The 11,175-nt window shown below is 59.2% G+C and carries 9 protein-coding genes and 2 pseudogenes; 8 read left to right on the forward strand and 3 right to left on the reverse strand.

The window, feature by feature from the left end; genetic code table 11:
* Positions 1-384: 384 nt before the first annotated feature.
* Positions 385-3,900, reverse strand: coding sequence for a DEAD/DEAH box helicase (locus tag MFF13_RS25860; protein WP_306422449.1), 3,516 nt, complete (start codon positions 3,898-3,900; stop codon positions 385-387).
* A 23-nt stretch (positions 3,901-3,923) separates the two neighbouring features.
* On the reverse strand, positions 3,924-4,430 hold the full coding sequence (locus MFF13_RS25865; RefSeq protein ID WP_238273342.1) for an alpha-amylase family glycosyl hydrolase: 507 nt from the start codon (positions 4,428-4,430) through the stop codon (positions 3,924-3,926).
* A 377-nt stretch (positions 4,431-4,807) separates the two neighbouring features.
* Here MFF13_RS25865 and recD2 point away from each other — a divergent pair, with 377 nt between their 5' ends.
* From recD2 to MFF13_RS25895, 6 genes and pseudogenes are all read left to right on the forward strand, one after another.
* On the forward strand, positions 4,808-7,006 hold the full coding sequence (gene recD2 / locus MFF13_RS25870) for an SF1B family DNA helicase RecD2 (RefSeq protein ID WP_238273343.1): 2,199 nt from the start codon (positions 4,808-4,810) through the stop codon (positions 7,004-7,006).
* A gap of 101 nt (positions 7,007-7,107) precedes the next feature.
* Positions 7,108-7,425, forward strand: a pseudogene (locus MFF13_RS25875) (DNA polymerase ligase N-terminal domain-containing protein); the annotation flags it as partial.
* A gap of 272 nt (positions 7,426-7,697) precedes the next feature.
* Positions 7,698-8,555, forward strand: a complete 858-nt coding sequence (locus tag MFF13_RS25880) for a ParA family protein (protein WP_238273344.1) — start codon at positions 7,698-7,700, stop codon at positions 8,553-8,555.
* Positions 8,552-9,037, forward strand: coding sequence for a hypothetical protein (locus MFF13_RS25885; protein WP_238273345.1), 486 nt, complete (start codon positions 8,552-8,554; stop codon positions 9,035-9,037). Before MFF13_RS25880 ends, MFF13_RS25885 begins: the two co-directional genes overlap by 4 nt.
* The gene (locus tag MFF13_RS25890; protein ID WP_238273346.1) at positions 9,034-9,711 is read left to right on the forward strand and encodes a hypothetical protein; all 678 of its coding nucleotides are present in this window, start codon (positions 9,034-9,036) and stop codon (positions 9,709-9,711) included. Before MFF13_RS25885 ends, MFF13_RS25890 begins: the two co-directional genes overlap by 4 nt.
* Positions 9,712-9,852: 141 nt before the next feature.
* A pseudogene (locus tag MFF13_RS25895) lies at positions 9,853-9,957 on the forward strand (IS5/IS1182 family transposase); the annotation flags it as partial.
* A gap of 152 nt (positions 9,958-10,109) precedes the next feature.
* Here the strand turns inward: MFF13_RS25895 and MFF13_RS25900 are convergent.
* Positions 10,110-10,286: a LexA family protein gene (locus MFF13_RS25900; protein WP_373322615.1), complete on the reverse strand. Its 177-nt coding sequence runs from the start codon at positions 10,284-10,286 to the stop codon at positions 10,110-10,112.
* Between the two features lie 359 nt (positions 10,287-10,645).
* On the opposite strand from MFF13_RS25900, the gene MFF13_RS26615 reads away from it, so the two are divergent.
* Both MFF13_RS26615 and MFF13_RS25910 read left to right on the forward strand, forming a co-directional pair.
* Complete coding sequence (locus tag MFF13_RS26615; protein ID WP_373322616.1) at positions 10,646-10,897, forward strand: DUF6894 family protein; 252 nt, start codon at positions 10,646-10,648, stop codon at positions 10,895-10,897.
* Positions 10,898-10,978: 81 nt separating this feature from the next.
* Positions 10,979-11,175, forward strand: a 197-nt coding sequence (locus tag MFF13_RS25910) for a hypothetical protein (RefSeq protein ID WP_238273347.1), incomplete at its 3' end; no start/stop codon positions are given.

Genomic DNA, 11,175 nt, shown 5'->3' on the forward strand with positions numbered 1-11,175 from the left:
TGTCACCGCCCTACACAGGCCACAACGCGGCGCGGAAGATGCCTTCGATATACGTTTCGGCGACGGCACTCGGTCGGCTGGCATCATTTGAGCGGAAGCCAAGCGGCACGTTTCATAGTGCGCGGGCGGTAGGCGAGATTAGCGAGATCGGCTCCGCACAGAATTACATCTCCAATCATCTGTAAGCTCGAATTCGGGTTGTGACCCGCCTTCAAAAATTCCTTGACGCCAGCAGAAATCTTTCACCCATCCAATAACACGATGTCCTAGAGAAATTTCGCCTCCGCGTAGGGGGTGCCTTTTGTGCCCGCGAATTTTTAGTTCGGACCCTTGGCGAACACAGAAATTCCGCCTGATTGTCTCATCTGCATTGCATTGCTCTATTTAATAATCAGCCGACAGTAACAGTTCGAGATCGGCCTGCGTCATCGCGAGAGTTGGTGAGCCATCAGGATCAAAAAGCGATTGAGCCAACGCGCTTTTGCGCTCTTTTAGGATCTCCATCTTCTCCTCGATCGTCCCGCTAGCCACGAGCTTGTGCACGAACACAGGCTTGGTCTGACCGATCCGGTAGGCTCGATCGACGGCCTGATCCTCCACTGCGGGGTTCCACCAGGGATCATAGAGAATCACTGTGTCGGCGGCGATCAGGTTCAGCCCCGTCCCTCCGGCCTTCAAGCTGACCAGGAAAACGCTGGCATCCCCATCCTCGAACTGCCGGATCGCTCCCTCTCGGTCACGAGTGGCTCCAGTCAGGAGCGCATAGGCGATGGCTCGCGTCGTGAGCCGCTCCTGAATTAGGCGCAGCATCGAGGTGAATTGCGAGAAGACGAGGATGCGGCGCCCTTCCGCGAGCAGCTCGACCACCATTTCTTCCAGCCGATCGAGCTTGGCCGAGCCGGCATCGCTCGAACGGATCGTCGGCTTGCGGGCCATTGTCCGGCGCGTCGGGTGGGCCTTGTCCTCGCTGCCCGTCGATTGCTTCAGAAGTCGCGGGTCGCAGCAGGCTTGGCGCAGCTTCAGCAGAGCGTCGAGGATGATGATCCGGCTGCGGGCAAAACCCCGCTCTGCAATCGCTGCGCTTACGCGGGCGTGCATCGAGAGGCGGATCCCCTCGTAGACGTCGCGCTGCGAACCCTGGAGATCGATGCGCTCGACGATCTCGGTTTTCGGCGGCAACTCGCGGGCGACCTCCGTCTTGGTCCGGCGCAACAGGAACGGCTTTACGCGACGGGCCAACAGTCGGCTGCGCTCACGGTCGCCCTGCTTCTCAATTGGTCCACGCCAGAGCTTCGCGAAGCTCTGGCGGTCACCGAGCAGGCCGGGACAAGCGAAAGCGAAGAGTGACCACAACTCGTTGAGATTGTTCTCCAGCGGAGTGCCAGTCAGACAGATACGGTGGTGCGCCTCGATCCCAAGCAGCAGCTTCGTCGTCGCAGCATCAGGGTTCTTGATCGTCTGCGCTTCGTCGAGAAGCAGCAGCGGCCAAGTTCGTGCTGCCAGCACGGCGTGGTCGCGGGCGATCAACGGATAGGTCGTCAGCACGAGATCACTGTCGGGGATCGCGCCGAACCGATCCGCGCGATCATGGCCGTGGAGTGTGAGAACGCGCAGATCAGGCGCGAAGCGCTCTGCCTCGCGGCGCCAATTCGCCATCAGGCTAGTCGGGGCGACCACAAGGGCTGGACCGTCGAGCCGACCCTGCGCCTTGTCGATGGCTAGCAGAGCAAGAGCCTGCACCGTTTTGCCGAGACCCATGTCATCCGCGAGCACGCCACCGAAACCGACGTCACGCAGAAAGGCGAGCCACGATACGCCCTCGTGCTGGTATGGTCGCAGCGTGGCGCGAAAATTCGGCGGAAGGACGGCTGACGGTATCCCGCCAGCTGCTCCAAGTCGTCTCCCCATCTCGCGCACGCGCTCGCCGCCGCGCCAGATCGTATCGGGCATTGCCGCCTCGAAAGCTGCGAGACCAGCTGCATCGGCACGGCTGAGGCGTAGACGGCCCTCTCTCGACCCATTGCCAAAGGCAAGATCGCGGATCGCGGCCACAATCGTTTTAAGCCGCGCCGCCGAAAAGGCGAGAACGCGCCCATCGTTTAACGGCAAATAGGAAGCCTCGTCGTCTTCCGCCGCGGTTTCCAGCAACTCAAGATCGAAGCCTGGTGCGGCGATCATGGTGACGATTGGATCAATCAAGTCGATCCGCTCGCCATCGACGATGATGCCGAGGTGGAGTTCGAGCCAATCGATGCCCGACCCCTCATGGACCTCCGCCTCGAAGCTGTCGCCGACACATAGCAGCCGCCCCGGGAAGTTGTCGGAGACTTCGATCTCCCAACCATCCGCCCGAAGCTGGGGCAGGATGTGGAACTGAGCGTCGAGCCAAGCGAGCTCGTCTCCTTCGGGCACTAAGTCATGCGCATGCGTGGCCGGAACCCGAGAGCGACGCTCGGACAACGGGACGAAATCGTTGGCCAGCAGGCTCGCGATGGCACGGCGCTCCGCTTCCGCATCACGATGAACCTCTATCAAGCGTCCGTCTGTCAGCCGCGTCACCACGGGCGCGGCATCGCCGAGAAGAATGTTGACGTATCCGTATCGGAAGGAGAGGCGGCCTAGCCCGACTCGCTCTGGAGCAGGCGGCGTGCCGTAGCCGTAGTAGCCGTATTGCAAGGCTGACTCGGGTGGTAGATCAGCGGCAAACAAGCTCAAGACCGGGATCGGTGTCACGCCTGCCAAACGTTCCCGCTTTGGCTCCGGAACCGCCAAAGCGGCTAGACCAGGTGCACGCTTTGTCAAAGCGGCATTGAACGCTTTCACTGCTGCGCCGGGCACTTTCGGAGCAGCCAGCAGTGTTGCTGCGATACGCGGCGGATAGCTCGTCTCGATAACTCCGATGAGACCCTGCTCGGGGTCGACATAGACCGGCGGTGTAGCGCTGAGAGGGACGCCTTGGCCGTCAAGTTCGAGCCCCGGCACCAGCCCAGCCTCGCCTGCCGTTTGCCAGACGAACCGGCCAGATTGCGGTGGGCCCACTGAAAGGACTGGCCCGTCTAGGCCGAGCCAGCGTGCTCGCCCGGTGGCAATAACTTCGGTGAGGATTGCGGCACCGCCGTCACTCGCGAGGCTGATGGAAGCCCCACCCCCGTAATCGCGTCTGAGTAACGCCACCGCGCGAAGGATCTTGAGATCCGAGGGCCTTAAGAACTTAGCGGGGGTCCCAGAAAGGGCGCCGCTGGCCTCATAGGGGCGGTTGTTCCCCGAGAAACGTCCGTCCTTGAGCAGGCGCGCAGAGATGGGTTGGACGCCGAGCCGTGGAACACCCTCGCCGAGCGGAATCGGGCTAAGAACATAGACGAGACGTTGCGCGATGCTGCTCGGATAGCTTTCCTCGGCCATGGCTTGAGCTCGGTCGAGATCCTCAAGCCACGCAGCCAATCCCGGCACGGTGTCCACGTTATGGGCAGACGATGCCACGGAACGCTGTGCGGGCGAATAGAGGAGCCGGGCAAGGCGGTCCTCCGCCGACGGACGAGTGAGCCGGTTTGCCGACTGGAGCCCAAAGAGGAGCACAGCCGCAACATGCTTGCAGTTGAAGCCGACGGGACAGCTGCATTCTCCAGCGATGCCTACACCACCGCGAATTCCCTCAACTTCGATCGTCTGCTCGTAGGGCCGACGGGCAGTGCCGAGAACCTGCCCGAACACGACCCCATCATCCTGGTCGAAGGCGACAACCCGACCGTCACGCACATACTGCCGAGCAGCCTCGAAGGCTTTCCGTCCAACTTCGGTGAGGATGTCTCTCTCGCTGTAGCGCTCCATAAGATCGTCTGCGGTGCCTTCTTCAATGCTGAGGTTGACGTCATTCGATTGGAGCGGGAGGGCCTTTGTCAATCAGTGCCACGCCGGTCGGGTTCTTAGAATCGACAGTCGGGTTTCCCGCCAGAATCTATTCCCATAACACTGCTGCGCTCAGCCGCACTGTGATCCAGGGCTTCTCTGAGGAGCGGATGAATCAGCTTCGTCATGACGAAGAAAACGTAGTCGGCCACGGCAGGCTCGTCGTGATTGAGTGTCACGAGCTGTCGGTGTCCCTCGAAGCAGGCGTATTCCGGCTCTGCATCCGGGCGGGCGCCGTCGGGCCAGGACAGCTTAAACCATCCAGCGAGTTGGGCCTGCGATCCCTGCTCCAGGACCTCGACGAAGGCGGGATAGGCGCGTCCGACATGGTTGAAGACGCCGTCGAGGAGCACGCGCAGACCCCGTGCATGAGTCGCCTGGATCAGGGCGACGAAATCCGCATCGTCGCAGAGCCGCGGATCGACCGGGAGTGGTCGATCGTGCCGTAGCCGTGGGTCGATGCGGCGAAGACGGGTTCGAGCGCCAGCCCTGTTGCGCCAAGTTCGAGGGTGTAATCGAGCCATGCATGCAGGTGCTCCTGAGGATGCACGACGGGTGCACTCTCTACGAGCTCGGGCGCGGCCCCGACGGAGCCGAGCGGGAAGATTTGCCACCAGATCGTGTGTTCCAGGCAGTCGGGACGACAGCACCTTGTTTCAGGAGCTGGGAGGGAACCCAGCTCGCGGGTCCCTGGTGCCCATCCCAGCGTTGTTCGCCCTTTACGTGTTCGTTGAGGGGCTTGCACGGCACTTCGGACACCAGATGAGGTTCGCATCCAGTGAAGATCCTTGCAAACCACAAGCCCGAAGGCACTCGTCCTTGAAGCTCGCGAGCTACGGACTGATTGAGGCGAACTTCTTCTGCAGCCATGTTATCTCGACGAACTGGTCGAGCGTAAGATGTGAGCAGCAGCACGGTGCCGAAGTCCCACGACCGGAGCGCACCTCTCGAGACGCTCGCAGGCACGATCGAGCGCGTCACCTTCCACAACACCGAGACCGGCTTCTGCGTGCTCAAGGTCCAGGCGCGGGGCAAGCGCGACCTTGTGCCGGTGATCGGACATGCGCCTGCTATTGCCGCCGGCGAGTGGATCACCGCGACCGGGATCTGGTTCACCGACCGGCAGCATGGGCTCCAGTTCAAAGCCGATACGCTCAAGGCCACGCCGCCGACCGGGGTCGAGGGCATCGAGCGCTACCTCGCCTCGGGCTACATGCGCGGCATCGGCCCGGCCATGGCCAAGCGCATCGTGGCGCTGTTCGGGGAAGCCACTTTCGAGATCATCGAAGCCGATCCCGAGCGCTTGAAGGAGGTCTCCGGCATCGGCCCGACGCGGGCGGCTCGTATCGTCTCCGGTTGGGCCGAGCAGAAGGCGGTGCGCGAGATCATGATCTTCCTGCACGCGCACGGCGTCGGCACGGCGCGGGCGGTGCGGATCTTCAAGACCTACGGCCACGAGTCGATCGTGGTGATGAGCGAGGATCCCTATCGCCTCGCTCGCGACATACGTGGAATCGGCTTCCGCACGGCGGATGCGATCGCGATGCGTCTCGGCCTGACCAAGGAAGCCCCGCAGCGGCTCAGGGCCGGCGTATCGTTCGCGCTGCAGACCGCTATGGACGAGGGGCATTGCGGCCTCCCGATCGAGCGGCTGATCGTGCTTGCTCAGAACCTCCTCGAGGTCGATGTCGCTCTTGTCCGCACCGCCGTCGCCGACGAGCTCGTGCGTGGCGAGGAGGTCATCGCCGACACGGTCGACCATGAGCCCTGCGTCTTCCTGAAGGGCCTGCATGCCGCCGAGCGAGCGATCGCCGAGCGGCTCGTCACCCGGGCTCGTGGTTCACCCCCATGGCCCAACATCGACCTCGACAAGGCTCGGCCCTGGGTCGAGGCGAAGACCGGCAAGACGCTCTCGCCCTCTCAAGGAGAGGCCATCCGTCTGATGCTGGCCTCGAAGCTCTGCGTCATCACCGGCGGGCCAGGTGTCGGCAAGACCAGCACCCTCGACTCGCTGCTGCGCATCATGACCGCCAAAGGCGTGAAGGTGCTGCTTGCCGCGCCCACGGGTCGTGCCGCCAAGCGGATGACGGAGCAGACCCGGCTCGAGGCCAAGACCATTCATCGGCTGCTGGAGATCGACCCGAAGCGGGGCGGCTTCTCGCGCAACGAGGAGAACCCGCTCGACTGTGACCTGCTCGTGCTCGACGAGTGCTCGATGATCGACGTGCCGCTGATGAACGCCCTGCTGAAGGCGGTGCCAGAGCGTGCAGGGCTTCTCCTCGTCGGCGACGTCGATCAGCTCCCCTCGGTCGGCCCAGGCCAGGTGCTGGCCGATGTCATCGCCTCAGGCCGCGTGCCGGTAGCGCGGCTAACCGAGGTGTTCCGGCAGGCGGCCGAGAGCCGGATCATCGTCAACGCCCACCGCATCAACCAGGGCCAGATGCCGGAGCGGCCACAGCCGGGTGAGAAGGCCGACTTCTACATGATCGAGATCGACGACCCCGAGGTCGGTGTCGCCAAGCTGATTGAGGTGGTGACCAAGCGCATCCCGCGCTCCTTCGGGCTCGATCCGATCCGGGACGTGCAGGTCCTGACGCCGATGCTGCGCGGCTCGCTCGGCTCGCGCAACCTCAACCATGAACTCCAGCGTGTGCTCAACCCGAACCCGGCTCAGCAGATCGAGCGCTTCGGCTGGCGCTTTGCGCCTGGCGACCGGGTGATGGAGACCCAGAACGACTACGACCGGGACGTCTTCAACGGCGATCTCGGCATGGTGGCGCGCATCGACGAGGAGGAAGGCGCTGTGATCGTCACCTTTGACGGGCGCGAGGTCGTCTACCCCTACGGCGAGCTCGACACGCTGGTGCCGGCCTTCGCCACGACGATCCACAAGAGCCAAGGCTCGGAGTATCCCGCCGTGGTGATCCCGATCGTGACGCAGCATTTCAACATGCTTGCGCGGAACCTCCTCTACACCGGCGTCACACGCGGCAAGCGGCTCGTCGTGCTGATCGGCCAGCGCAAAGCGATCGGCATGGCGGTTCGCGGCGGGAGCGCGAAGCGACGTTGGACGAAGCTGAGCGAATGGCTGACGCAATAACCAGACGGGCCTTCGTCGTGCAGAAGCACGCCGCGCGCCGGCTCCACTACGATTTGCGGCTCGAGCTTGATGGCGTCCTGAAACGTTAAGCGGTCACACCTGGTCCAAGCCTCGTTGCTGGTGAACGGCGGCTGGTCGTGCCGGTCGAGGACCATCGCCTGGACTACATTGGGTTCGAGGGCATCATCCCGGCAGGCTCATACGGAGCCGGAGCGGTCTTGGTGTGGGATCAGGGCCTTTGGGAGACTGACGGAGATCCAATGGCAGATCTCGCGGCTGGCTCGCTCGGCTTCCGCCTGTATGGCGAGAAACTCACAGGTGCCTGGAAACTCGTGCGGATGAAGGCCCGACCAAAGGAGCGGCGGGCATCCTGGCTGCTTATCATCCGCGAGCGTCAGCACGACCTCACCGCGGCATGACCGTTTAATAGCTGTATAACATGGTCCCAAGCTCGGCGGCATCGCTAGAAGTCGCGTGGTTACGCAGGCGAGAAAATCGCCGCCCAACGTGAGAACACTAAGTCCCTTGAAGTATGGGCGCACCAGACCAGCAAAATGCCCCTGCGCATCCCGAGCTACCGAAGGAGGGATCACGTGACTTGCACACTGAAAAGCAGGAGAATTCAAGGAGCAGTTAAGGTAGGATGCTGCTATTGCCGGGCAACGCGGCACTCATTTTTGGAAGAGCACGCATGCCAGCACCAGTCGTAGCCGCTCTAAACATGAAAGGCGGAGTAGGCAAAACTACGCTTGCGGCGCACGTATTTAGGGAAGTATTTGCAACAAAAAGCCTCTCTGTTTTACTGATAGATCTTGACCCACAATACAACTTAAGTCAGCAGCTGCTAACTAAAAGAACTTATGAGTCGTTGGGATCCTCAGGAAAAACCGCCCTCAGATTGTTTGAGCCGGCGCCAACATCGGATTTTTTTGATATAAATACTTCGAAAATGGAGCCAAACAATCCAAAGGAATTTGCGTTTCAATTGATGTATTTAGTAACGAAGCCAAATAAAAACATTTCTCTGATAGCTGGAACGTTTGAGCTAACAAAATACAGCTTTATATCGGATAATTCCAAGCTGAATCACGCGAGAGACCACTTCAAGCACGCAATAAGTAAGGCTAGATCTGAGTATGACTTAATTGTTTTAGACATGAATCCAAGCTCATCGTTTCTTACACTCTGCGGCTTAGCAGTTGCCACCGACGTTTTTTCGCCTGTTCGGCCAGACAAATTTTCGGTCCTCGGGCTTGATCTCGTCAAACGCTTGATCGACCACCCTAGCGTCAGTCCGGCTCCCAATCTCCACATTGTTATGAATGGTGTCCGACGCGGGCACAGTATTACAGACACCGAAAAAGATATACGTGTCGCAGATTTCTTTAAAGATAAAATACTAACTAACAGAATCTACCACTCTGGAGTGTTAGCCGCTAGGTCAGACTATACTGGTTTTGCCTCGGAAAGGAAGGTAGCCAATAAGATTCAAATCTCAGGAGAGCTTAGAAACGTTGGAGTCGAGCTTTGCGGAAGGATGGGGCTATGAGCGAAAACGGTCTGCGAAAAATATTCATGCTGGCGGCCTGTAGCGGAATATCACCGAGTGAGTTTCGTTCTGTAATTGATTCTATTCATAGCCTAGAGATAGACGATTTAGTAAGCTCATACATGCAACTTCGAAATCGCCTCCGCCATTTAGAAAACTCAAACCTTGAGTCTTCAAACCCACGTGTCAGCAGTAAAAGCATCGAACACCTTGAAGCACGTCGCACCGTTATTAGCCTGGCCAAAGATTCTGAATTACTGCCCTCACGGGCTGCAAGGCAGATAGCAAGCCAGCTATTAGAAATGAAGCCAGATGTCGACAACCTTGAAGAAATCCTTGCGTATGAAAAAAAAGAGAGCTTCGCAAGGTGGATCGATAAGATAATTGATTCGATCGGCCCTTCTGCTACTATAAATGCCGCAGTAAAAGCTCTTGATATAAATGATACAAAAGATAAAAATCGCTGGAGGCTTTCAGAGTGACCGAATCTGGCGAGGCAATTTTCGAAAGAGTTAGACAAAATCTTGCAGTCGCCGAAGGTAGTTTGAACGAAATCCAATCCTCACTACCGCGGACCATAAGTTGGATTCAAAGGGAGTGGATGATTGCGAACCAGAATCATGCGAGAGCGCTCTTAACGGGCGCAAAAATATCATTACTTGAAGCTGGAACTGCATGGGCAATTGGATCAAACCGCGGTGCAGCGTCATCACTTAGAGTTTTTACTGAGAACACAATAGCTTGGCTATACTACAAAGATCATCCGGTTGAATACAACATGGTAATCGTCAACGGCGCAGACCTTTTGTTGCCGAAAGCAGTTCAATCATACCTAAAATTAGTCGATCTCGGCTTCGAAAAGAATTACTCCCTTTTGTCTAAATATGCTAAGAGATCTACCGAATATTTTTACACTGCAGTTTCGCAGTTTGTTCATGCACACCCTGCTTTTGCCGCGGATCATTTAAAGTTAGAAGAGTCAGCAATTTCAGTGCCGAGAGATCCTGGGTTTTTGAAATTAGTTGAAATGACTGACGAATTTATATCAGATTGCTATGCAGTAGTTTATCGACACTCCTGGGACGATCTTCCAGTGGCGGCTCGCGCTGACATCGAGCTGCGACTAGGGGCTAAAGTTAGCTCTTTCCTGAATTAAATTATACAGAAATAAATGCAAATCTGACAAGTTAGTATGGTAATTCTGCTCATTCTTGAATGTCTGTGAGGCGCAAAAGACCTCTTGCTGCATTATAAGGTAGCCAAACCGCGGGACGGTCGCGCTTGGATAATTGGTTAGTCTTCGTTGACCGGCATCCTGTTCGTGCTGCGCTTCGGCAAACCTCGGTGGTCGCTCACGAGTTACATAGGCCGCGGCTCGGGTAAGACGTGCTGGCGGCGTCTGTGTAACTCCTAAAAGGCTGGGCGTAGCAAGCTCGAGAGTCGGTGGTCCACTACCATGATCGTGCCGCTGCCGCCCCTAAATTCTTGGCCACAATCGCTGCGGGCAAGTTTCTGATTATGGACACTGTTGTCACTCATGCCATCTCTCCAGATCTACACCAGGAAGGTGGCCGGCGGGTTCGGCACCAGCCCACGCGGCAGTTCCAATGCGCCTTCCAAGAAGTCGTCGGCCGGGCTCGGGAAGCCGGCACACAGCGCCTGCCCGATCACCGGCACCCAAACGACATCCGCGCTGCCGAGGATCAGCTCGTCGACCGCGTAGGGGCTCACGCGGTGTCGCCCGTCAGCGCTAGGGCCGCGCCGGCCCGCACGTAGCCGTGCGAGATCAGCCGGTCGCGCTGCAGGGTCCGGCGCTCGGCATCCGCCAAGTCGGACTGCGCGTCTTCAATCGCCCGGATCAGCGCGGTCCAGGCGTCGCCGCGGGTGGCGCGTTGGTAGGCCAGCGCGATCGTCTCCGCCTCGGTGAGCTAAATCTCCACAGGCGGTTCGTGCGGCTGGGGGTGCATCGCGGCTCCGAGTTTTCCAAGAACATACACGGAACAGACAAAAAGCAGACCGACGGTTCAACCATGGCGACGGCGGCCATGCGCGTTGCGGTGAGATTGTGTGGAGGGCGGGGTAGAAGGCCAATGCCGACACCGCTTTACCGCTTCCACTGCACGGACGGACACGACCTCGTTGTCGATCGGATAAGAAAGCGGCTGCCGACATGGGCGCTGATGCGCGCGCATGCCGAACGGGTCGCTTTGGCCCTAATGCTGGGTAGCGCGCGGCGCGATTGGTCAGCTTGGACGGTGGAGGTCTACGATGCGTCGGGTCGGCATGTGGTATCGAAGACTTTTAGTAAAGTGCTAGGTAATCGCCGACCAGGACGCAGCTGAAGACCTAGGCCCGATCGCGAAAGGCTGTATCGGCGCCACATGCGCCGCTGCCGCTCTGCGATAAGCAGGAGCATGAAAAACATGCTCGCAGCCCTCATCCTGACGACCGCAGCCGCACAGGCAGCCCCACCCGAGAAGTGGGCCGAGAACCCCGGCCCGCACATCATCAAGAACACCCAACCCAGCTGCCAGAACATCTCGGTCCACGACGACCTGGCCGGCAAGATCCTGCTCGCCAAGACGCCGCTCCAGAGACAGGTGTGTAGGGCGGTGACAAA

The sequence above is a fragment of the Methylobacterium cerastii genome (genome assembly GCF_022179125.1).
GTDB classification, from domain to species: Bacteria; Pseudomonadota; Alphaproteobacteria; order Rhizobiales; family Beijerinckiaceae; genus Methylobacterium; species Methylobacterium cerastii.

What these genes read in the sequence shown, in the direction of transcription:
- MFF13_RS25865 (WP_238273342.1), bottom strand. Translation starts at nt 4,430, where the DNA reads ATGGCTCGATTACACCCTCGAACTTGGCGCAACAGGGCTGGCGCTCGA.
- MFF13_RS25885 (WP_238273345.1), top strand. Translation starts at nt 8,552, where the DNA reads ATGAGCGAAAACGGTCTGCGAAAAATATTCATGCTGGCGGCCTGTAGC.
- MFF13_RS26615 (WP_373322616.1), top strand. Translation starts at nt 10,646, where the DNA reads ATGCCGACACCGCTTTACCGCTTCCACTGCACGGACGGACACGACCTC.
- MFF13_RS25880 (WP_238273344.1), top strand. Translation starts at nt 7,698, where the DNA reads ATGCCAGCACCAGTCGTAGCCGCTCTAAACATGAAAGGCGGAGTAGGC.